The sequence below is a fragment of the Streptomyces sp. NPDC051207 genome (genome assembly GCF_040682395.1).
In the GTDB taxonomy this organism is placed as follows: Bacteria; Actinomycetota; Actinomycetes; order Streptomycetales; family Streptomycetaceae; genus Streptomyces.
The window spans coordinates 1-21,083 of the sequence record NZ_JBFBAX010000044.1; the positions used below are offsets into that span (position 1 = coordinate 1).

General features: G+C 73.1%; 20 protein-coding genes and 1 pseudogene. 5 read left to right on the forward strand and 16 right to left on the reverse strand.

Annotated features, from left to right (window positions below; translation table 11 throughout):
• Window positions 1–127 precede the first annotated feature (127 nt).
• The 7 genes from AB0M97_RS28435 to AB0M97_RS28465 form a co-directional block, all read right to left on the reverse strand.
• Window positions 128–1,378 (reverse strand): hypothetical protein, encoded by a 1,251-nt coding sequence (locus tag AB0M97_RS28435; RefSeq protein WP_365963843.1) that lies wholly within the window; start codon window positions 1,376–1,378, stop codon window positions 128–130.
• A gap of 98 nt (window positions 1,379–1,476) precedes the next feature.
• A complete protein-coding gene (locus AB0M97_RS28440; protein ID WP_365963844.1) occupies window positions 1,477–2,151 on the reverse strand; it encodes a SigE family RNA polymerase sigma factor in 675 nt (224 codons plus the stop codon).
• Between the two features lie 425 nt (window positions 2,152–2,576).
• Window positions 2,577–3,638 carry an aspartate-semialdehyde dehydrogenase gene (locus AB0M97_RS28445; RefSeq protein ID WP_365963845.1) on the reverse strand — a complete coding sequence of 354 codons (1,062 nt, stop codon included), beginning with the start codon at window positions 3,636–3,638 and terminating at the stop codon, window positions 2,577–2,579.
• Window positions 3,638–4,930, reverse strand: coding sequence for an aspartate kinase (locus AB0M97_RS28450; RefSeq protein WP_365963846.1), 1,293 nt, complete (start codon window positions 4,928–4,930; stop codon window positions 3,638–3,640). Before AB0M97_RS28450 ends, AB0M97_RS28445 begins: the two co-directional genes overlap by 1 nt.
• A 217-nt stretch (window positions 4,931–5,147) precedes the next feature.
• The gene (locus AB0M97_RS28455) at window positions 5,148–5,807 is read right to left on the reverse strand and encodes a DUF5063 domain-containing protein (protein ID WP_365963847.1); all 660 of its coding nucleotides are present in this window, start codon (window positions 5,805–5,807) and stop codon (window positions 5,148–5,150) included.
• Window positions 5,800–6,399, reverse strand: coding sequence for a recombination mediator RecR (gene recR / locus AB0M97_RS28460; RefSeq protein WP_365963848.1), 600 nt, complete (start codon window positions 6,397–6,399; stop codon window positions 5,800–5,802). The genes AB0M97_RS28455 and recR overlap by 8 nt, the downstream gene beginning before the upstream one ends.
• A gap of 79 nt (window positions 6,400–6,478) precedes the next feature.
• Window positions 6,479–6,820: a YbaB/EbfC family nucleoid-associated protein gene (locus tag AB0M97_RS28465; RefSeq protein WP_365963849.1), complete on the reverse strand. Its 342-nt coding sequence runs from the start codon at window positions 6,818–6,820 to the stop codon at window positions 6,479–6,481.
• 274 nt (window positions 6,821–7,094) lie between these two features.
• Here AB0M97_RS28465 and AB0M97_RS28470 point away from each other — a divergent pair, with 274 nt between their 5' ends.
• Window positions 7,095–7,844 (forward strand): SLATT domain-containing protein, encoded by a 750-nt coding sequence (locus AB0M97_RS28470; RefSeq protein WP_365963850.1) that lies wholly within the window; start codon window positions 7,095–7,097, stop codon window positions 7,842–7,844.
• A gap of 37 nt (window positions 7,845–7,881) precedes the next feature.
• Here AB0M97_RS28470 and AB0M97_RS28475 read toward each other — a convergent pair whose 3' ends face one another.
• From AB0M97_RS28475 to AB0M97_RS28485, 3 genes are all read right to left on the reverse strand, one after another.
• Window positions 7,882–10,302, reverse strand: coding sequence for a protein kinase (locus AB0M97_RS28475; protein WP_365963851.1), 2,421 nt, complete (start codon window positions 10,300–10,302; stop codon window positions 7,882–7,884).
• A 79-nt stretch (window positions 10,303–10,381) separates the two neighbouring features.
• A complete protein-coding gene (locus AB0M97_RS28480; protein WP_365963852.1) occupies window positions 10,382–10,840 on the reverse strand; it encodes a helix-turn-helix domain-containing protein in 459 nt (152 codons plus the stop codon).
• Window positions 10,837–11,487, reverse strand: a complete 651-nt coding sequence (locus AB0M97_RS28485; RefSeq protein ID WP_365963853.1) for a DJ-1/PfpI family protein — start codon at window positions 11,485–11,487, stop codon at window positions 10,837–10,839. Before AB0M97_RS28485 ends, AB0M97_RS28480 begins: the two co-directional genes overlap by 4 nt.
• Before the next feature lie 184 nt (window positions 11,488–11,671).
• Here AB0M97_RS28485 and AB0M97_RS28490 point away from each other — a divergent pair, with 184 nt between their 5' ends.
• From AB0M97_RS28490 to AB0M97_RS28500, 3 genes are all read left to right on the forward strand, one after another.
• Entirely contained in the window at window positions 11,672–13,027 is a 1,356-nt protein-coding gene (locus AB0M97_RS28490) for an aspartate aminotransferase family protein (RefSeq protein WP_365963854.1), read from the forward strand.
• Between the two features lie 219 nt (window positions 13,028–13,246).
• Complete coding sequence (locus tag AB0M97_RS28495) at window positions 13,247–13,978, forward strand: GntR family transcriptional regulator (protein ID WP_365963855.1); 732 nt, start codon at window positions 13,247–13,249, stop codon at window positions 13,976–13,978.
• A 212-nt stretch (window positions 13,979–14,190) separates the two neighbouring features.
• Complete coding sequence (locus AB0M97_RS28500; protein WP_365963856.1) at window positions 14,191–14,841, forward strand: hypothetical protein; 651 nt, start codon at window positions 14,191–14,193, stop codon at window positions 14,839–14,841.
• A gap of 15 nt (window positions 14,842–14,856) precedes the next feature.
• Here AB0M97_RS28500 and AB0M97_RS28505 read toward each other — a convergent pair whose 3' ends face one another.
• Together AB0M97_RS28505 and AB0M97_RS28510 are read right to left on the reverse strand one after the other, a co-directional pair.
• Window positions 14,857–15,150 carry a hypothetical protein gene (locus AB0M97_RS28505; protein WP_365963857.1) on the reverse strand — a complete coding sequence of 98 codons (294 nt, stop codon included), beginning with the start codon at window positions 15,148–15,150 and terminating at the stop codon, window positions 14,857–14,859.
• 129 nt (window positions 15,151–15,279) lie between these two features.
• Window positions 15,280–16,563: an adenylosuccinate synthase gene (locus tag AB0M97_RS28510; RefSeq protein WP_365963858.1), complete on the reverse strand. Its 1,284-nt coding sequence runs from the start codon at window positions 16,561–16,563 to the stop codon at window positions 15,280–15,282.
• A 193-nt stretch (window positions 16,564–16,756) separates the two neighbouring features.
• On the opposite strand from AB0M97_RS28510, the gene AB0M97_RS28515 reads away from it, so the two are divergent.
• Window positions 16,757–17,590, forward strand: a complete 834-nt coding sequence (locus tag AB0M97_RS28515; protein WP_365963859.1) for a diacylglycerol kinase family protein — start codon at window positions 16,757–16,759, stop codon at window positions 17,588–17,590.
• Window positions 17,591–17,621: 31 nt separating this feature from the next.
• Here AB0M97_RS28515 and AB0M97_RS28520 read toward each other — a convergent pair.
• From AB0M97_RS28520 to AB0M97_RS28535, 4 genes and pseudogenes are all read right to left on the reverse strand, one after another.
• Window positions 17,622–17,792, reverse strand: a pseudogene (locus AB0M97_RS28520) (MarR family transcriptional regulator); the annotation flags it as partial.
• Window positions 17,793–17,827: 35 nt separating this feature from the next.
• A complete protein-coding gene (locus AB0M97_RS28525; RefSeq protein WP_365963860.1) occupies window positions 17,828–19,030 on the reverse strand; it encodes a cytochrome P450 in 1,203 nt (400 codons plus the stop codon).
• A 62-nt stretch (window positions 19,031–19,092) separates the two neighbouring features.
• Entirely contained in the window at window positions 19,093–19,761 is a 669-nt protein-coding gene (locus AB0M97_RS28530; RefSeq protein ID WP_365963861.1) for a response regulator transcription factor, read from the reverse strand.
• Window positions 19,758–21,071 (reverse strand): histidine kinase, encoded by a 1,314-nt coding sequence (locus tag AB0M97_RS28535; protein WP_365963879.1) that lies wholly within the window; start codon window positions 21,069–21,071, stop codon window positions 19,758–19,760. The genes AB0M97_RS28530 and AB0M97_RS28535 overlap by 4 nt, the downstream gene beginning before the upstream one ends.
• Window positions 21,072–21,083: the final 12 nt, after the last annotated feature.

Sequence of the window (21,083 nt, forward strand, 5' to 3'; positions counted from 1 at the left end):
AGCCCTCTGACAGCACTTCGCCCCGCCGCATAGCGACGGGGCGAAGCAACCAGGCCCGAATTAACCAACGGCATCCCCGTGGGGTGCGCGGCTCCTGCCCGCGGGCCGGAACACACCCGGCGCCCGCCTACTGCGCCGCCAGCAGTCCCGTCCAGTACACCGTCCCGGCGCAGGCGTTGGAGATCGTCACCGATGCCGCAGCGCCCGTGTCCGAGGTGTAGGTGACCGTGACGCTGCCGTCGGCCATGCCGTCCTCGTTGGCGAGCTGGGCCGACATGCCGGTGTCGCCTCCGGTGGAACTGCCCGTGTTCGACGTCGGCTCGTCGCTGGGCGTCGGGTCCGGCGACGGGCCCGGGTCGCCGCCCGTGGTGCCGCCGCTGCCGTTGGCCGGGCACGTCTCCGACGGCACCCAGGCGAACTTCACCTCGTACGCGGTCCCCGGCTCCAGCAGCAGCGCGGCGGCCTCCGTCGACGGGTCGGGCAGGCCCGCCGCCGCGTCCCCGGCGACATGCCGCTGGGCGCCCACCTTGGCCGGGTCGGCCGCGCCGCCCGGCAGGGAGCCGACGCTGCCGGGGCTGTCGACCGTGCAGGCGGCGGAGGAGACGTTGGCGACGCGGAAGGAGCCGTAGACCGCTCCCGTGGAGTCGGGGGCCCCGCTGCTGCCGATGGCCGTGCCGAGCTCGGCCGCCGTGCACGGCGCGGCCCCGCCCGCCGCGGTGCTGAACGACGGGTCGGCGCCCTCGGTGACACCGCTGCCGGCGCCGGGGCCGCCGTTGTCCTTGCCGTCGTCCTTCTTGCCGTCCTGGCCCGTGCCCTCGCCCTTGCCGGCGTCACCGCCGGAGGCACCGCCACCGGCGTCCGGGCTGTTGCCCTGGGTGGAGCCGCCCTGTGTATGGGAGGCGTGGCCGACGGCGGAGGGGTTGGCGTCGGAGCCGGTGGCGTTGGAGACGTGGACGAGGGCCGGGACGGCGGTACAGACGAACAGCGCTGCCGCCGCCATGCCCACGGCCGCCTGGCGCTTGCGGGCCCGCCTCGCGGGGACCGCCCGCCGCAGGTAGTCCAGGGTGCCGTCGCGCGGCTCGACGTCCTGCACGGCCTGGTGCAGCAGCCTGCGCAGCGCCAGCTCGTCCGGGCCGAACGCGTCGAGGTCGTCAGGACCGTCGATCTCATCGCGGTCGTCGCGGTCGCGGTCGTCGAGTCCGGGGACGCCGGCGAGCCCGGTGGGTCCGCCGAGCCCTTCGGGGGCCCGGCCGCCGGCATCCTCCGGGGCTGCGGGCTCGCTCTTGCCCGAGGCCTGCTTCTCGGGGCCCTGCTCGTCGGGGCCCTGGTTGTCGGGCCCCCGCTTGTCGGGGCCCTGCTCGTCGGGGCCGTGGTTCACAGTTCCGTTCCCAGCGTGCGATTGCTTCGGATCTTGCCCGTGCGGCCGCGTCGGCCCGTGCCGCCCTTGCGGCTCGCGCCGCGCGTCGTCGCCTTCGCTCATACCGGTGCCTCCATGGCCACCCGGAGCGCCGCGATGCCGCGCGAACCGTACGCCTTCACCGAGCCCAGCGATATGCCGAGCGACTCGGCGACCTGGGCCTCGGTCATGTCCGCGAAGTAGCGCAGCACGAGCACCTCGCGCTGGCGGCGCTGGAGGCCCTTCATCGCCTTGATCAGCGAGTCGCGCTCCAGCTGGTCGTAGGCGCCCTCCTCCGCGCTGGCCATGTCGGGCATCGGCTTGGACAGCAGCTTCAGGCCGAGGATGCGCCGGCGCAGTGCCGAGCGGGAGAGGTTGACGACCGTCTGACGCAGGTACGCGAGCGTCTTCTCGGGGTCGCGGACGCGTTTGCGCGCCGAGTGCACCCGGATGAAGGCCTCCTGGACGACGTCCTCGCAGGAGGCCGTGTCGTCGAGGAGGAGAGCGGCGAGACCGAGCAGCGAGCGGTAGTGCGTGCGGTAGGTCTCGGTGAGGTGGTCGACGGTCGTGCCGGCGGCCGCGACGTCCTCGGCCCCGTCACGCTGGTCCGGGATGCGGGCGGGCCGCGCTGCGGGCATGGGCGCGATCACCGGCATGCCACCGCGCGCACCGGCCACGCGGGCCCGTGCGGGCCGGGGCGGCCGCAGGACCGTGCCGCGGGATGCCGCCGCTGAGAAGTCGAGTACCTCTGCCACGCCTGTTGGACACGCCGACCCCCGTGAGGGTTGTACGTCCCGGGCGTCACGTTCCCGCCGATCGGCGCCGCACGCCGCGTTCCCGCGGCCGGCAGCACGGCTGACGGTCCGTCGTATGCCCTCATGCGTCCCGCTCTTCCCCTGTGTCCCATAAGAATCGGGCGTCCCCACGCCCGGTGCGCGGCGTCCCCACGCCGCACTGAACGCGCCCCCACGCCCGCCCAGGACCGCAAAGACGCTCCCCGCCCTCCGCGTGGTTGCGGAGGGCGGGGAGGAAATCCTCGGCTGCCGAAGGCGCCGCGTACAAGGGGTCCGGATCATCGACCCGCTCACATCTTGTGCGCAGATCCTACAAACGTTTCGCGCCGGGACTGCTGGTTTTTCCCGCCGATCCCCGTACGGGGCGGAAAAGCGGGACACGCCGGTCAGGAGAGTTCGGCCGCCACCAGCTCGGCGATCTGCGCGGTGTTGAGCGCGGCGCCCTTGCGGAGGTTGTCGCCGCAGACGAAGAGTTCGAGCGCCGTCGGGTCGTCCAGGGCCCGCCGGACCCGGCCGACCCATGTCGGATCGGTGCCGACCACGTCGGCGGGCGTGGGGAACTCGCCCGCGGCGGGGTTGTCGAACAGGACGACGCCGGGGGCGGTGGCGAGGATCTCGCGGGCCCGGTCGACGGTGACCTCGCCCTCGAAGCGGGCGTGCACGGTCAGCGAGTGCGTGGTGATCACCGGCACCCGTACGCAGGTGACGGCCACCGGCAGCCGGGGCAGGCCGAGGATCTTGCGGGACTCGTCCCGCACCTTCATCTCCTCCGAGGACCAGCCGTCCTCGCGCGGCGAACCGGCCCACGGCACGACGTTCAGCGCGACGGGCTCCGGGAAGGGCCCGGTGTGGTCCCCGACGGCCCGCCGCACGTCACCGGGGCTCGTGCCCAGCTCCGTGCCGGCGACCAGGGACAGCTGCCGGCGCAGCGTCTCCACACCGGCGCGTCCGGCGCCGCTGACCGCCTGGTACGAGGAGACCACCAGCTCGCGCAGCCCGAACTCGGCGTGCAGCGCGCCCAGCGCGACGATCATGGACAGCGTCGTGCACCCTGGGTTGGCGACGATCCCGCGCGGCCGGTTGCGCACCGCGTGGGCGTTGACCTCGGGCACGACGAGCGGCACGTCCGGGTCCATCCGGAACGCGCCGGAGTTGTCGACCACCACCACGCCCTTGGCGGCGGCGACCGGCGCCCACCGCGCGGCGACCTCGTCGGGTACGTCGAACATGGCGACGTCGATCCCGTCGAAGACGTCCTCGGTGAGCGCGACGACCTCCGTCTCCTCGCCGCGCACGGACAGCTTGCGGCCGGCCGAGCGCGGCGAGGCGACGAGCCGGATCTCGCCCCAGATGTCCGCGTGCTGGGAAAGGATCTGGAGCATGACCGCGCCGACGGCTCCGGTCGCACCCACGACCGCGAGCGCCGGTCGCCGTCCTGACCGCTCCATCAGCGGCCGGTGCCTCCGTAGACGACGGCCTCGTCGCTGTCGGAGTCCAGCCCGAAGGCGGTGTGGACGGCGCGGACGGCCTCGGAGACGTCGTCCTTGCGGGTGACGACCGAGATGCGGATCTCGGAGGTCGAGATCAGCTCGATGTTCACACCGGCGTCGGACAGCGCGGTGAAGAAGTCGGCGGTGACACCGGGGTTGGTCTTCATGCCGGCGCCCACGAGCGAGATCTTGCCGATCTGGTCGTCGTAGCGCAGCGACTCGAAGCCGATGCCCGCGCGGTTCTTCTCCAGCGCGTCGATGGCCTTGCGGCCCTCGGCCTTGGGCAGCGTGAAGGAGATGTCCGTCAGGCCGGTGGAGGCCGCGGACACGTTCTGCACGACCATGTCGATGTTGATCTCGGCGTCGGCGATCGTGCGGAAGATCGCGGCTGCCTCGCCCGGCTTGTCGGGCACGCCGACGACCGTGACCTTGGCCTCGGAGGTGTCGTGCGCGACACCGGAGATGATGGCCTGCTCCACCTGCTTGTCCCCTTGCTGCTGCGTGTTCCGAACGGGTGGCTCGCTGCTGACCCACGTGCCCTGCAGCCCGCTGAAGGAGGAGCGGACGTGGATCGGGATGTTGTACCGGCGGGCGTACTCCACACAGCGGTGGAGCAGCACCTTGGACCCGGAGGCCGCCAGTTCGAGCATGTCCTCGAAGGAGATCCAGTCGATCTTCCGGGCCTTCTTCACCACCCGCGGGTCGGCGGTGAACACGCCGTCGACGTCGGTGTAGATCTCGCAGACCTCGGCGTCGAGGGCCGCCGCGAGCGCGACCGCCGTGGTGTCGGAGCCGCCGCGGCCCAGCGTGGTGATGTCCTTGGTGTCCTGGCTGACGCCCTGGAACCCGGCGACGATGGCGATGTTGCCCTCGTCCAGCGAGTCCCGGATCCGGCCCGGCGTGACATCGATGATCCGGGCTTTGTTGTGGACCGAGTCGGTGATGACACCTGCCTGGCTGCCGGTGAAGGACTGGGCCGAGTGGCCCAGGTTTTTGATCGCCATGGCCAGCAGTGCCATGGAGATACGCTCTCCGGCGGTCAGCAGCATGTCGAGCTCGCGCCCGGCAGGAATCGGGGAAACCTGCTCGGCGAGATCGATCAGCTCGTCCGTCGTGTCGCCCATCGCGGAGACCACGGCAACCACCTGGTTGCCGTTCTTCTTGGCTTCCACGATCCGCTTGGCGACGCGCTTGATGCCCTCGGCATCGGCTACGGAGGAGCCTCCGTACTTCTGCACGACAAGGCCCACGTGCGCTCCTCGCTCAGTCCGTCTCTGTCCGCACATACGCATTCGTACGGCGGTCGGCTCAGTTTAACGAGCGGCCGGGGACGTCCCCGGTGATATCGCATCGTGAGATGTCCCGCTCACGAAACGATCACCCGGACGTTCCCGGGCAGCTCGGAGGGGTACCTGCCCCGACCGCGCGGGGACAGTCCGGAAAGTGGGCCAGGTCACCAGGCGGACGTCACTGGACGGTGCGCAGCCCCAGCGGGCCCGCGATCTCCTCCGCCATGACACGGCCCGCCTCCGCCTCCAGCGCCTCGTCGCCGAGGTCCTGGTCGGTGTCCAGGCCGTCCAGCTCCTCCAGCGGCTGGTTGAGACGGACGTGGGCGACCACCGACTGCAGCGCCCGCAGGGTCGCCGAGGCCGTCGAGCCCCAGTTGGAGAAGTACGAGAACTGCCACCACCACAGCGCCTCCGTGGTGCGGCCCGCCTTGTAGTGGGCCATGCCGTGGCGCAGGTCGGTGATGACGTCGGTCAGGTCGTCGGAGATCCGGGCCGGCACCGGTGCCTTGCGCGGCTCGTAGGGGTCGAAGACCTCCGAGTAGACGTCGATGGGCTCCAGCAGGCGGGCGAGGTTCTCGCGCAGCTCGTCCACGTCCGGCTCCGGACCCAGATCGGGCTCGTAGCGCTCGTCCGGCACGATGTCCTCGTGCGCGCCGAGGCGCCCGCCCGCGAGGAGGAGCTGGGAGACCTCGAGCAGGAGGAAGGGGATCGCCGATTCCGGCTCGTCGCCCTTGGCCACCTCGGTGACCGCTACGAGGAAGCTCTCCACCTGATCCGCGATCTGGACCGCGAAGTCGTCCGGGTCGTGGCTGGTCGCGTGCAGCGTGGCGTCAGACATCTAGCAGTCGTCTCCCCTCGAAGGCACGGCCGAGCGTGACCTCGTCCGCGTATTCCAGGTCGCCGCCCACCGGGAGGCCGCTGGCCAGGCGGGTGACCTTGAGGCCCATGGGCTTGATCATGCGGGCGAGGTACGTGGCCGTGGCCTCGCCCTCGAGGTTCGGGTCCGTGGCCAGGATCAGCTCCGTGACCGTGCCGTCCGCGAGGCGCGCCAGGAGTTCCCGGATGCGCAGGTCGTCGGGGCCGACGCCGTCGATGGGGCTGATCGCGCCGCCCAGGACGTGGTAACGGCCCCGGAACTCACGGGTCCGCTCGATCGCCACGACGTCCTTCGGCTCCTCCACGATGCAGATCAGGGCGGGGTCGCGGCGGCTGTCGCGGCAGATGCCGCACAGCTCCTCCTGCGCGACGTTGCCGCAGGTCGCGCAGAAGCGGACCTTCGCCTTGACCTCCATCAGGGCGTGCGCGAGTCGCCGTACGTCCGTCGGTTCCGCCTGGAGGATGTGGAAGGCGATCCGCTGCGCGCTCTTGGGACCGACGCCGGGCAGCCGCCCGAGCTCGTCGATGAGGTCCTGGACCACGCCTTCGTACAACGGACTGCCGCCCTTCCTGGGGTTCCTTCAGTACCTACGCTAGTTGGCCCGGCCTGTCCGAGAAAGGCGGGGAGACCGCTCAGAAGGGCATGCCCGGGATGCCCCCGCCGCCCAGGCCCTGGGCCAGCGGGCCGAGCTTCTGCTGCTGGAGCGCCTGCGCGTTCTCGTTGGCCGCCTGCACGGCCGCGACGATCACATCGGCGAGGGTCTCGGTGTCCTCCGGGTCCACCGCCTTCGGGTCGATCTTCAGCGCCCGCAGTTCGCCGGACCCGGTGACGGTCGCCCGCACCAGGCCGCCGCCCGCCTGTCCCTCGACCTCCGTCCGCGCCAGTTCCTCCTGCGCCCGCTGCAGGTCCTGCTGCATCTTCTGGGCCTGCTGGAGCAGTTGCTGCATGTTGGGCTGGCCACCACCGGGGATCACGATCAGCTCCTCTTCGGGGCACGTGCGGCACGGATGTCCGCGCTTTTTGGTTCGGCACGAGCCTACGTGGTCACCGCGGGCGGCGCCCCGCCACTCCTTCGAGTGATACGGATCCGGTCCCTATACCTGATCAAGGTCTACTTCCAGGCGGAAAAGCAGCGAAACCCGCCACATCGCACCCATTGGGCGGTAGGAAGGGGGCCGTCGCAACGGCATCAGGTGTCACAGCAGCGCCGTACGAGCGTCACGCACCGTGATCAGTAGGGAGTGCCGGGTGGGTCAGCCGGAGATGCAGCCCGAGGGTCCGCGCCAGGACGGCCGGGGCGAGGGCGCCGCCCGGCCCGGACCGGGCGACCTCACCGGGCGGCCCTTTCCGCTCGGCGACTGGGCGGAGCCCGCCCAGCGACTCGACGAGCTGTACCGGTGGGTGGAACGCTGCGCGCTGGACACGGCGGCCTGGTACCTCGCCGACCGGGTGGGGAAGCGGCGCGGCGCGCGGGCCCTGCGCTGCGGGGCCGCCGCGGGCGCGGTCACCGGGGCCGCGCTGCCCCTGCTGGACCTGACCGGCGTGCTGGGCGGGTCCGCGCCCTGGGGCTATCTCGCGCTGCTGCTCGCGGCGGCGTGCGTGGCCGCCGACCGGTTCTTCGGGGTGACGTCCGGCTGGATGCGGGACGTCGCCGCCGCGCAGGCGGTGCAGCGGCGGCTCCAGGTGCTCCAGTTCGACTGGGCCACCGAGTGCGTACGGGAGGTCCTCGGGCCGACGGAGGGCACCGCCGGGGAGGCCGCCGAGCGGTGCCTGGGGGTGCTGCGGCGGTTCTCGGAGGACGTGACCGAGCTGGTGCGCGCCGAGACCGCGGAGTGGATGGGGGAGTTCCGCACCGGGGCCGCGCCGGTCGGCGTCCAGGCGTCCGTGCCCGGCGGGACCCGGCCCGAGCCGGGCACGGTGAACGGGCGGTTCCCGCTGGCGCCGGGGGCCGCCGCCCGCCCGAACATGCCCCGGCAGCGCCCGCCGGAGCCGCGTTGATCCGGTCGGCCGGCCACTGGCCCGCTCGCTGACTTGGTCACCGGCGGCGGTAGACGAGCCGCTCCCCGTTGCTCGGGTTCACGCGCTCCAGGGTGCCGTCCGGCAGGAGGGTGACCGTGGTCGCCTCGCCCGGGGAACACGGAGCCCTGGGCTGCCAGCCCCGCAGACTGGACGGCCCGATGGCCAGCGGCCCGTCCTTGCCGGGTTTCTCGCTCAGCTTGGCGTCGAACACGCAGCGGTAGTCGGTGCCGCCCTGGGTGGGCCCCTCGGCGACCAGGGACAGGACGGTGTCCCCCACGTCACCCTGCTGGACGGTCAGCCGCCGGGTGTGCCGCCCGGCCTCGTTCTCGATGGTGGTGACCCACGTGCCGAGGTACGCCTGCGGAATCACCCCGTCCGACGGGGAGGGGGACGGGGACGGGGTGCCGGTGGCCGGCCCGGAGGTGCTGGTGTCGGCGGACTCCCGCTCCCCGGTGACGGTCGGGGCGGGCGCGGGGCCGCCCCCGTCCGTCCGGTCGTCCCCGCTGTTCATCAGCGCGTACACGGACCCACCGGCGGCGAGCGCGACGACCAGCGCGATGACGACGAGCAGCACGGTGGAACGGCTGCCGCCGTGCGGGGGGTTCTGCGGGGGACTGTACGCCGGGTTGGGGGCGTGGGGGTCGTAGGAGTGGGCCGGGGTGCCGTACGGCGGGGGCGCGGCGCCCGCGGTGTGGCCGGGCCAGGCGGGGGTGGGGTGTTGGGGGTAACCGTAGGCCGGATGGCCGGGTCGGGCCCCGGGGGCAAGGTGGCCGGGCTGGGCGCCCCGGGCGGGCTGCACCGGCTGGGCGGCAGGGGCGGGTTGGCCCTGCAGGGTGCCGGGTGCGGGCATGCCGGGCTGGACGCCCGGGGCCGGGTCGCCGTACTGCGGTGGCGCGGCGGTGGGTGCGGGCGCGCCCGGGGTGTGGGCGCCCGGGGTCGGCGGAGGGGTCTGGCCCGCCGGGCCGGCGACGAGGGTGGGCAGGTGGTTCAACCGGCCCCCGGCACCCGGCGCCCCGGGAACGGGCGGGCCCGGCGTCCCGTCGGCACCCGGCGCGCTGCCCGGGGCACCCGACGCACCACCGGCACCCGGCGTACGCCCCGAAGCAAACGTCGCCCCAGCCGCCCCCACCGGACCGCCCGACACCGCCCCAGCAACACCCACCGGACCGCCCGGAGAACCCGGCACTCCCCCGGCACCCACCGGACCGCCCGAAGAACCCGGCACTCCCCCGGCGCCCACCGGACCGCCCGAAGAACCGGGCACCGCACCGGCACCCGGCGTACGCCCCGAGGAGGCCGACACCGCCCCACCCGCACCCGCCGACCCGCCCAGGGCGCCCGCCACTCCGCCGGCACCCGGCGAGTCGGGAGCCCGCCACCCGGCGCCGTCCGGCGCGGCGGCCTCCTGCCGCCCCGCCGGCTGCTCCGGCAGCGCCGGCCCGGCCGAACCGTCCGACCCGGCCCCGTCGCCCGGGCCACCACCCCCCGGCGCCGCGCCCGGCGAAGGCGCGGGCGCCGTCGGGTCCTCGGTGTCCAGCAACCGCACCGCGTGCCGCCCCAGTTGGGCCACCAGGGTGCCCGGCAGCCAGGGGTCGCGGGAGCGGCCGTCGGTGACCGTGTCCTGCGCCCCGGTCCGTTCCAGGATGTCGTCCAGGGCCGGCCGGGCGCCCGGGTCCTTCCGGAGGCAGTCGCGGACCAGGCCGGCGATGCCCTCGGGCACCTGCTCCAGGTCGGGTTCCTCCTGGGCGATGCGGAACATCAGGGCGTGCACGCCGCTGTTGGCGGTGCCGAAGGGGAGCCTGCCGGTGGCGGCGTAGGCGAGCACCGAGCCGAGGCAGAAGACGTCGCACGCGGGCGTGAGCCGCTCACCGCGCACCTGCTCGGGCGCCATGAAGCCGGGCGAGCCGACGACCGCGCCGGTCCGGGTCAGGCCCCCGTCCGTCACGGTCTCCAGGGCCCGCGCTATGCCGAAGTCGATGACGCGCGGCCCGTCGATGGTCACGAGCACGTTGGACGGCTTGAGGTCGCGGTGGACGATCCCGGCGGCGTGGATGTCCTTCAGCGCGTGCGCGAGCCCGGCCGCGAGGATGCGCACCGACCGTTCCGGCAGCGCCCCGTGGTCGTGGCCGACGATCTGGTGGAGGCTCGGCCCGGCGACATATCCGGTGGCCACCCACGGCACCGCGGCCTCGGTGTCCGCGTCGAGCACGGGCGCCGTCCAGAACCCGCCGACCTGCCGCGCGGCCCGCACCTCCTGCCGGAACCGCGCCCGGAACTCCTCCTGGCGGGCCAGTTCCTCGCGCACCAGTTTCACGGCCACGGTGCGTCCCCGGTCCGACCGGGCGAGGTAGACGTACCCCATGCCCCCTGCGCCGAGCCGCGCCAGCAACCGGTAGCCACCGATCCGCTGCGGATCCCCCGGCCCGAGCTTCTCCATCGCCCCGCCGCCTTCCCCCCACACGAGCAGACAGAGCGAGGATAGTGCCGGTCCGGGGCGGTGTGAGCCGGACCTCGTTCTACGGTTCCGTAACAGGGCCGCCGAGGTCGTCCAGGACCTTCGACAGCCGCTCCAACACCTCGACGGCGGCGGCCAGTTCCGCCTCGCCGAAGGCCTCCGCCAGGCGGTCGGCGTACGCGGCGTGGCCGGGCCCGATGCGGCCGACGGCGGCGCGCCCCGCGTCGGTCGGCGCGAGGAGCTTGGCGCGGCGGTGGGCCGGGTTGGGCCGGTACTCGGCGAGGCCCCGCTCGACGAGCAGGTCGGCGACGCGCTGCACGCTCTGCCGGGTGATGCCCATGGCGCGCGCGACGCCGGACACCGGCAGCGGCTCCCGCAGGACCGCGCCGAGCACCTGCCACCAGGCGGCGGTCAGCCCGGCCGGGCGGGCCAGTTCCTCGGCGACGGCGAGGAACTGGCCGTTCAGCCGGAAGACGCCGAGGGCGCTGCGGCTGAACAGGTCCTGGCGCTCCCGGCTCACGCCGCACCGGCCTGGGCGAGGACGGCGTAGGCCCGCGGGTCGGAGTCGTGGAACAGCCGGTACCAGGCGTCGGCCAGGGTGTCGTCGTAGGCGTCGAGGAGGCGGAGGATCTCGCGGGCGAAGGCGACGGGCTCGGTGGGTCCGGCGGTGATCAGCGGGCCGTCGGTGACGGCGTCGGCGTCCACGTAGTTGCCGCCGCCCGCGTATCCGGTGGCGGCCAGGTAGGACGGGGCCGCGCTGGTGTGCCCGCGGTCGTCGAGCAGGCCCTCGCGGGCGAGTCCGGCGGTGGCGCCGCAGATCGCGGCGACGGGGACCCCGGCGTCGAGGAAGGCGCGGGCCTTGCGGGCGAAGGGCGCGAGGTCGTCGCCGTCCGCCGCGGCAGCGGCTGATGTCCCGGTCCACAGGTCGGCGCCCGGCAGGATCAGCAGGGAGCTGTCCTCGGGGCGCAGGTCGTCCAGGGCGAGGTCGGGCAGGACGCGCAGGCCGCCGATGCTCGTGACCGGGCCGGTGGACGGGCCGACGGTCCGGATCTCGTGGCCGGTGCGGGCCAGGTACGCGGTGGCGTGGCCGGTCTCCCAGTCGGCGAGGGTGTCGTAGACCGCGAGGTGGACGGGCTTGCGGGCGGTGCCGGGAGCGCTGCTGTTCATGGGCCCTCTCCTCACTGCGCTGCTTATGACAGAAGACTGTCATTTGCGCAGCATACTGTCAATCTCCTCGGCGGGGCGGCCTGGTGGCCGTGCGCTCCCTGTCGACAACCTGTCGCGGAAAGCCCCGCGCCGCAGACAGGACGCCCATACCGCGTCCGCACGACGGACATCTACGCTCGCCCGCATGACCCCTCATCCCAGCCCCGAGGCCGGCGCCGCCGTGAAGGCCGCGGACCGCGCGCACGTGTTCCACTCCTGGTCCGCCCAGGAACTCATCGACCCGCTCGCCGTCGCCGGCGCGGAAGGGTCGTACTTCTGGGACTACGACGGCACGCGGTACCTCGACTTCACCAGCGGACTCGTCTTCACGAACATCGGCTACCAGCACCCCAGGGTCGTCGCCGCGATCCAGGAGCAGGCCTCGCGGATGACGACCTTCGCGCCCGCGTTCGCCGTCGAGGCGCGCTCCGAGGCGGCCCGGCTGATCGCCGAGCGGACGCCCGGCGACCTGGACAAGATCTTCTTCACCAACGGCGGCGCGGACGCCGTCGAGCACGCGGTGCGCATGGCCCGGCTGCACACGGGCCGCCCGAAGGTGCTCTCGGCGTACCGCTCCTACCACGGCGGCACCCAGCAGGCCGTGAACCTCACCGGTGATCCGCGCCGCTGGGCCTCCGACAGCGGCTCGGCCGGTGTCGTGCACTTCTGGGCGCCGTTCCTGTACCGCTCGCGCTTCTACGCCGAGACCGAGGAGCAGGAGTGCGCGCGGGCGCTGGAGCACCTGGAGACGACGATCGCCTTCGAGGGCCCGTCGACCGTCGCCGCGATCGTCCTGGAGACCGTCCCGGGCACGGCCGGGATCATGGTGCCGCCGCCCGGCTACCTGGCCGGGGTGCGCGAGATCTGCGACAAGTACGGCATCGTCTTCGTGCTGGACGAGGTGATGGCCGGGTTCGGGCGGACCGGCACGTGGTTCGCGGCCGACCTGTTCGGCGTCGTGCCGGACCTGATGACCTTCGCCAAGGGCGTGAACTCCGGCTATGTGCCGCTCGGCGGCGTGGCCATCTCCGGGGAGATCGCGCAGACCTTCGCCAAGCGGCCCTACCCGGGCGGCCTGACGTACTCCGGGCACCCGCTGGCGTGCGCGGCGGCCGTCGCCACGCTCACCGTGATGGCCGAGGAGGGCGTGGTCGAGAACGCGGCCCGGCTGGGCACCGAGGTGGTCGGCCCCGCGCTGCGCGCGCTCGCGGACCGGCACCCCAGCGTCGGCGACGTGCGCGGCACCGGCATGTTCTGGGCGCTGGAGCTGGTGCGCGACCGCGAGACGCGGGAGCCGCTGGTGCCGTACAACGCGGCCGGGGAGGCGAACGCGCCGATGGCGGCGTTCGCCGCCGCCGCGAAGGCGCGGGGCCTGTGGCCCTTCGTCAACATGAACCGCACGCACGTGGTCCCGCCCTGCAACGTGACGGAGGCCGAGCTGAAGGAGGGCTTCGCGGCGCTGGACGCGGCGCTGGCGGTGGCCGACGAGTACACCCGGTAGCGGGGCCGTGACCGGCCGGGCGGGCGCAGGCACGTCCGGCCTCACGAGCCGGTCGAACGAGCGTCCGACCGCGTATGGTGGCGTATTCCAGGACATGCGCGAAGACATGCACGGACATGCACCAGGCATGCGTGACGATCCGCATGGCACCACACTCGTGTGCATGCTCGCGGACATGTCCGCGCACGCCACCGAACGCGACAGGGAGAGCCCCCGACCATGTCCGGCAGCAGCGGCCCCGGTGCCGTCACGCGCAGCACCCTGCGGCAGCAGATCGCCGACGCGCTCCGTGACGAAGTCCTGGCGGGGCGGCTGAAGCCCGGGCAGGAGTTCACGGTCAAGGAGATCGCCGAGCAGTACGGCGTCTCCGCGACCCCGGTCCGCGAGGCGCTCGTGGACCTGTCGGCGCAGGGGCTGCTCGACGCCGACCAGCACCGCGGCTTCCGGGTGCCCCAGTACTCCCCCGAGGATTTGCGGGGCATGCTGGAGGCCCGCAGCCTCGTCACCGAGGGCATCTTCCGGGCCCTCGCCCAGCGCACCGACCTGGACGCCTCGGCCGTGCCCCGCATGGTCGAGGCGATCGCCGCGGTCCGCCGCCGCGGGGAGGAGGCGCAGCGCGCGGCCCTCGCCGGTGACCTCACCGTGCTCGTCGGCTACGACCTGCGGTTCTGGCGCGAGCTGAGCAACCTGTTCGGCAACCGCTACATCGGGGACTTCCTGCACCGGCTGCGGGTCCAGACCTGGGTCTGCACGGTGCAGCACCTGCGCCACGCGACCGACCTGCGCGGCAGGCTGTGGGCCGGGCACGCGGACCTGGTGGACGCGCTGTCGCGGCTGGACACCAAGGAGGCGCACGCCATCGTCGTGTCGTACAACAGGCACGCCATGGCGCTGGTCGGGCTGCTGCCTCCAAGGGGGCCGGGGGGAGCCCCGCAGGGTCCCGGGCAGTGAACGCGTGACTGCGGCCGGCGCCCTCCGGCCGCGTCAGCGGCGGCGGGGCGGGTAAAGGAACGGGCACGGGGGAACGGGCACGGGTAAACCCGCGCGAGGAACCCGAGCGCGCGGGGGACCGCCGTCCGCTCCCACCGACTACCCTTCATGACCACGCGATTCCCCGACCACGCGGCCGCCGACCCGGGCGGTGCGCCAGCGAGGAGCCCTCTTTGGCCTGTGACCTGTGGCTGGTACCGCTCGTCGACGTGTTGTGCCACACGCCGGACAATCCCTTCGCCGAGGAACTCGCGCAGTACAACGAGGTACTGGCCGGGGCGGGGCTCCCGCCGGTGCCGGTGTACCAGTACATGCCGGGCCTGTCCGGCGACGTCGCCCCGGTGGCCGGGTTCGACTACGACGCGCTGCACTTCCTGCGCCGCGCCCATCTGCTCCAGGTGTGCGGGCTGCCGGTGACGCCGGTGGACGAACTGGGCGGCGACTACGAGCAGCTGCTGGAGATGTTCGAGGCGACGGCCCAGCAGTCGCACCTGGTCTGGCACTACGACCACGCGGGCGCGTACGTCCCCGTCGACTTCCCGCACCCCCTGTCCAGCGACGAACTCCTCGCCGGGGGCGGCCCGTTGGGTTCCTCGCAGGGGCTGCTGCGGGAGCTTGAGCTGGTGGCCGCGGCCATCGGCATCGACCCGGCCAACCCGCCGCCGGCGCCCCAGCCGCCCAGGTCGCCCACGGAGTTGGAGGAACCGGCCGTGCCCGCGCCGCACGACCCCAGCCCTTTCGCCCGCGAACGCCACGTGTGGCTGGGCCTGCACGCGGCGGCGACGCGGAGCCTGGCGCAGGGGTCGATGATCGTCTTCAGCTGAGCCGGACGGACGGTGTCAGTGACCCAGCTGGGCCAGGCCCTTCTGCAGGTCCTCGCGGTTCATCACCGGCGCATAGGTGAGCTCCGCTCCGAGCTGGAGGAAGAACGGCTCGCTGATCACCGGCAGCATCGAGCTGTCCTGCATGTCGAAGACCAGGAAGGCGGTCCGCTTTCCGTGGTCGGCCGTGAAGTAGGCCGCCTCGGGCTTGATCTGTTCCAGCGCCTCCTGAATGATCTTCCCGATGGTCCCGTTGCGGGCGGCCTCGTTGGCCTTCTCCGTGTCCATGGACGCCTTGAGCAGTACGCGCATCGCACTCACCTTCTCCGGTCGACGCACGCGGGGTACGGATTCAGCCTATGCCCGTTCACCGGCGCCCGCGCGGGGCGCCGGTGAGGGGCGGTCCGGCCCGGTTTCCCGGCCGGGGGCGGGGCCGCGCGCCTAGAGGAACGAGTTGATCTGGATCGTCTCGTCGCGGCCCGGGCCCACGCCGATCGCGGAGATCGGGGCGCCGGACATCTCCTCCAGCGCCTTGACGTACGCCTGGGCGTTCTTCGGCAGGTCGGCGAAGGTCTTCGCCCTGCTGAGGTCCTCGCTCCAGCCGGGCAGCATCTCGTAGACCGGCTTGGCGTGGTGGAAGTCGCTCTGCGAGTACGGGAGTTCCTCGACGCGCCGGCCGTCGATCTCGTACGCCACGCAGACCGGGATCTGCTCCCAGCCGGTCAGGACGTCCAGCTTGGTGAGGAAGAAGTCCGTCAGGCCGTTGACACGGGTCGCGTACCGGGCGATCACCGCGTCGAACCAGCCGCAGCGCCGGTCGCGGCCGGTGGTGACGCCCCGCTCGCCGCCGATGCGGCGCAGGGCCTCGCCGTCCTCGTCGAACAGTTCCGTCGGGAACGGGCCCGCGCCGACGCGGGTCGTGTACGCCTTGAGGATGCCGATGACCCGGCTGATCTTCGTCGGGCCCACCCCGGCGCCGGTGCAGGCGCCGCCTGCGGTCGGATTGGAGGAGGTGACGAAGGGGTACGTGCCGTGGTCGATGTCCAGGAGGGTGCCCTGGCCGCCCTCGAAGAGGACCACCTTGTCCTCGTCGAGCGCCTGGTTGAGGACCAGGACGGTGTCGGCGACGTACGGCGCCAGCTTGTCGGCGTAGCCCAGCAGCTCCTCGACCACCTGGTCGACGGCGATGGCGCGCCGGTTGTAGAGCTTGGTGAGGATCTGGTTCTTGACGTCGAGCGCCGCCTCGACCTTCTGGGTGAGGATCGACTCGTCGTACAGGTCCTGGACGCGGATGCCGACGCGGTTGATCTTGTCGGCGTAGGTCGGGCCGATGCCGCGGCCGGTGGTCCCGATCTTGCGCTTGCCGAGGAAGCGTTCCGTGACCTTGTCGACGGTCACGTTGTACGGCGTGATGATGTGGGCGTTGCCGCTGATCAGGAGCTTGGACGTGTCGACGCCGCGCTCGTTCAGCCCGCTCAGCTCGGAGAACAGGACCGACGGGTCGACGACGACGCCGTTGCCAATGACCGGCGTGCAGCCAGGGGACAGGATTCCGGAAGGGAGCAGGTGCAGGGCGTACTTCTGGTCGCCCACGACCACCGTGTGGCCGGCGTTGTTGCCGCCCTGGTATCGCACCACATAGTCGACGGAGCCACCGAGCAGGTCCGTCGCCTTTCCCTTGCCTTCGTCACCCCACTGAGCACCGAGCAGCACAAGTGCGGGCACGCGCGTACACCCCTTCCGGGCGGGGCATGTCCTGGGTCAGGGGCGTACGCGGAGGGTTTCCGCCGCGTGCCCCGCGGCCGTCGTTGGCCGCGACCGTCGGACCGGATGCCCCGGAATAGACGAAGCCCCTGGCGCAATAGCGCAAGGGGCTCTTGCACAAAGATGCTACCCGAGGAAGCGAGGCAGGACCGAGGTGGGGACATATCCGACGTCCGACCAGCTGCTCGTGGTCATCGACCCGGTCGCCCGCAGGACCGACGGCGAATCGGTGCGGATAGCGAAAGACGTGCTCAGCGCGGGTGCGGCGACCAAGCTGTGCCTGCCCGACGGACCGGAGGAGTTCGCCCGCGCGCTGCGTCGCCGCGGGTCCAGACGGCCGGTCGTGATCGGCGACGACCACACGCTGGCCCGTGCGGTGTCGGTGCTGCACCGCCAGCGCGAGCTGGCCGGATGCGCGCTGTCGATGGTGCCGGTCGGCCGGGATCTCGCGCTGGCCCGGTCGCTGGGCGTGCCGGCGGGCGCGGTGGCGGCGGCGCGGGCCGTGCTGGACGGGGCCGCGCGGCGGCGGGACCTGCTCGTGGACGACAGCGACGGGGTGGTGCTGGGCGTGGTGGGGATACCGCCGCTGCGCGACGCCCCGGCGGACGGGCCGTCGCACGACCCGTCCCGCCCGTGGCTGCGCACCTGCCAGTCCCTGGTACGGACCCTGGTTCCGGCCCGGCCCGCGCCCGTGCCCGGCTCCGGCCCGTCCCGTCTGCGGATAGAGGTGGACGGCATCACCCTGGTGGACCTGGACCAGCCGGTGGCGGGCCTGTCGGTGTGCCCGGGGTCCCCGGGGGTGGCCGAGGTCGAGGTGCGTCCGGTGTCGGTGGGCGCGGAGGCCTCCCCGGTGTTCGCGGAGGGCCGCACGGTCACGGTCTCGGGCGCCGACTTCCGCTACCGCGCGGACGCGTCGGTCTCCGGGCCGGTGCGCCGCCGCACCTGGACGGTGCGGGAGGCGGCCTGGTCGCTGGTCCTGCCGCGGTGAGTCGGTCCCGGCCCAGCACCTTGGCGCGGCGCACGCGCCGGCCGGGCGTGTCGGGGGCGAGGCTCGGCAGGCCCTCGGGCAGCGCCTCCTCCCTGCGCTTGATGTGCGCCTCGCGGTGGGTGAGGGCCTCGTACCACTGGTCGCCGTGCACCCGGCAGCGCTCGTGGCGCGGACCGGGCTCGCGTTCCCGGAAGGCCAGGTGGGCCGCTGCCCGGACGCCGGCCGTGGTGGCGCCGCTCAGAGCGTGACCTGGAGCCCTTCCAGGCCCCTGATCACGAAGTTCGGCTTGCGCTGCGGTTCGGCGGCGAGGGCCAGTATCGGGGCCTTCTCCAGCAGTGCCGTCATGGAGGCCGCCAGTTCGATGCGGGCCAGTGGGGCGCCGATGCAGTAGTGGATGCCCGCGCTGAAGGAGATGTGCGGGTTGTCCCGGCGGGTGAGGTCCAGGGTCGCGGGCTCGGCGAACACGGCGGGGTCGTGGTTCGCCGACCCGAACAGCATGGCGATCTCGGCGCCGCGCGGGATGACGGTGCCGTCGATCTCGATCTCGTCCAGCACCCAGCGCTCGAACAGCTGGAGCGGGGTGTCGTACCGCATCAGCTCCTCGATCGCGGAGGGCACCAGGGAGTGGTCGGCGCGCAGGGCGGCCAGCTGTCCGGGGTGGCGGAAGAGGGCGTACCAGCCGTTGACGGTCGCGTTCACGGTGGCCTCGTGGCCGGCGTTGAGCAGCAGCACGGCCGTCGAGATCATCTCCTGCTCGGTGAGCCGGTCGTCCTCGTCGTGGGCCGCGATCAGCCCGGAGATCAGGTCGTCGCCGGGCTCCTTGCGGCGCGCGGCGATCAGCTCGCGCAGGTAGTCCGAGAACTCGACCGAGGCCCGCACGGCCCTGGCCGCCGTCTCCTCGGACGGGTTCAGCTCGTACATCCCGCAGATGTCCGCCGACCAGGGCCGCAGCGGCGCCCGGTCCTGCTCCGGGATGCCCAGCATCTCGGCGATCACGGCGACCGGCAGGGGCTCGGCGACGTCCGTGAGCAGGTCACCGCCGCCCGCCGCGACCAGCCGGTCCACCAGTTCCCCGGCGAGCTGCTCGACGTAGGGCCTGAGCTGTTCGACCGTGCGCGGTGTGAACGCCTTCGACACCAGGCGCCGGATGCGGGTGTGGTCCGGGGGCTCCAGGTCGAGCATCCCGTGGTCGTTCAGCGTGTGGAACGGCTCGTGGGCGGGCGGTGGCGCGGGCCGCCCGAACTCCTCGTGCGAGAAACGGTGCAGGTAGGTCCGGCCCAGCCGCCGGTCGCGCAGCAACGCGGACACGTCCGCGTGGTGCGGTACGAGCCACTGGCCGGTGGGCTCGTAGAAGATCACCCGGCCCTGGGCGCGCAGCTCGGCGTAGGCGGGACAGGGATCGGCGACGAAGGCCGGGTTCCAGGGGTCGAAGGCAGCCATACGGGGACGCTAGCCCGGGGGTGAGGCGTCTGACCAGGGGCTCGGCTGCGGCGGCCGGGGGGCTATCCCGGGGTGACCAGCCGGGCCTCGTAGGCGAAGACCGCCGCCTGGGTGCGGTCGCGCAGGCCCAGCTTGACCAGGACCCGGCTCACATGGGTCTTGATCGTGGACTCCGCCACCACCAGCCGGCGGGCGATCTCCGCGTTCGACAGGCCCTGCGCGATGAGGACGAGCACCTCGGTCTCCCGCTCGGTCAGGTCGCCGTAGGCCGCGTGTGCGGACGTCATCGGGTGCGGCGGCGCGTCGGACAGCTTGGCGAACTCCGTGATCAGCCGCCGCGTGACCGACGGGGCCAGCAGGGCCTCGCCCGACGCCACCACCCGCACGCCCTCGGCGAGCTGCCGGGCCGAGGCGTCCTTCAGCAGGAAGCCGGAGGCTCCCGCCCGCAGCGCCTGGTACACGTACTCGTCGAGGTCGAACGTGGTCAGCACCAGCACCTTCGCCGTGCCGTCCGCGGCGACGATCTCCCGGGTGGCCTCGATGCCGTTCATCTCCGGCATCCGGATGTCCATCAGCACGACGTCCGGGGCGAGTTCGCGGACCTTGGCGACCGCCTCCCGGCCGTTGACGGCCTCGCCCACGACCTCGATGTCCGGCATCGCGTTGAGCAGCACGGAGAAGCCCTCGCGGACCATCACCTGGTCGTCGGCGACCAGCACCCGGATGGTCACGCGTCGTCCCCGCCCACCGCGGCGACCGGCAGGAACACCACCACCTCGTAGCCTCCCTCGTCCGTCGCGCCCGCCGTCATCTCGCCACTCAGCATGGACACCCGCTCGCGCATGCCGGTGATGCCGTGGCCCGCGCCGGGCGAGGGCTTGACCAGGGACGGCTCGGGCGGCGGGCCGTTGACGACGCGCAGGCCGAGCCCGCCGAGGACGTAGCCGATCTCGACGCGGGCGCTCGCGCCGGGCGCGTGCCGCAGCGAGTTGCTCAGCGCCTCCTGGACGATCCGGTACGCCGACAGCTCCACGCCCTGCGGCAGCTCCCGCACCGCGCCGGTCACCACCTTCTCCACGGCCAGGCCCGCGTCCCGCACGTTGGCCAGCAGGGCGTCCAGGTCGGCGAGGGTGGGCTGCGGCGCGTCGGGCGCCTCGTAGTCCTCCGCCCGTACGACGCCCAGCACGCGCCGCAGCTCGGTCAGCGCCGCGACCGCGTTCTCCCGGATGGTGGCGAAGGCCCGCTCCAGCTCGGGCGGCGGGTTCTCCACGCGGTACGGCGCGGCCTCCGCCTGGATGGCGACCACGGACATGTGGTGCGCGACCACGTCGTGCAGCTCGCGGGCGATGGTCGTGCGTTCCTCCAGCAGCGTGCGCCGGGACCTCTCGTGGGCGGTGACGGTCTGTTGGGCGGTGACCTCCTGCTCGGCCTCGCGGCGGGTGTGCCGTACGGCGACCGCGAGCAGGGCCAGCGCCGACAGGACCAGCATGGGGGTGCTGTTGTCGGCGTAGCGCCCGCCGCCGAACAGCACCTCGGCGAGGAAGCCGTAGCACAGGGTCAGTGCCCACATCCAGGCGGCCGTGCGGGGGCGGGTGCGTATCGCCACGACGATCAGCACCGCCAGGTGGCAGATGAACGCGCCCGGCGTCCACGGCCAGTCGCCCCAGGCACCGTCGAGCACCGACACCACCGGGGTGACGGCCATGGACAGCCAGAACGCGCCGACCGGCCGCACGAGCGTGGCCAGCACGGGGACGGCACACAGCAACCCGGTGAGCAGCGCGGGCAGGCCCACGCGGCTGCTGTTGCCGGCGTAGCCGCCGTAGAGGGCGATGAGCGCGGCCCCCGCGACCGTCGCGTGCGGCAGGTACGCGGCGCGCGTCCTGAGGCGCGCGGGCAGCCGGCGGCTCAGGGGGCCGTCCGTCGCCACGGGCGGCAGCGGCCGGTAGGCGAAGGCATCCTGGATCAGATCCTCCCGCAGCCCGCGCAGCGCGTCCTGCGCCAGCCGGTACTCGGGGCTGCGCGCCCTCGTGTCGTCCATGTGCGTCGTCTC

Coding starts and splice junctions, on each gene's coding strand:
- AB0M97_RS28505 (WP_365963857.1), bottom strand. CDS start 15,150: ATGCGCGTACTGCTCAAGGCGTCCATGGACACGGAGAAGGCCAACGAG.
- AB0M97_RS28445 (WP_365963845.1), bottom strand. CDS start 3,638: ATGGAGCGGTCAGGACGGCGACCGGCGCTCGCGGTCGTGGGTGCGACC.
- AB0M97_RS28495 (WP_365963855.1), top strand. CDS start 13,247: ATGTCCGGCAGCAGCGGCCCCGGTGCCGTCACGCGCAGCACCCTGCGG.
- AB0M97_RS28535 (WP_365963879.1), bottom strand. CDS start 21,071: ATGGACGACACGAGGGCGCGCAGCCCCGAGTACCGGCTGGCGCAGGAC.
- AB0M97_RS28490 (WP_365963854.1), top strand. CDS start 11,672: ATGACCCCTCATCCCAGCCCCGAGGCCGGCGCCGCCGTGAAGGCCGCG.
- AB0M97_RS28525 (WP_365963860.1), bottom strand. CDS start 19,030: ATGGCTGCCTTCGACCCCTGGAACCCGGCCTTCGTCGCCGATCCCTGT.
- AB0M97_RS28485 (WP_365963853.1), bottom strand. CDS start 11,487: ATGAACAGCAGCGCTCCCGGCACCGCCCGCAAGCCCGTCCACCTCGCG.
- AB0M97_RS28475 (WP_365963851.1), bottom strand. CDS start 10,302: ATGGAGAAGCTCGGGCCGGGGGATCCGCAGCGGATCGGTGGCTACCGG.
- AB0M97_RS28455 (WP_365963847.1), bottom strand. CDS start 5,807: ATGTCTGACGCCACGCTGCACGCGACCAGCCACGACCCGGACGACTTC.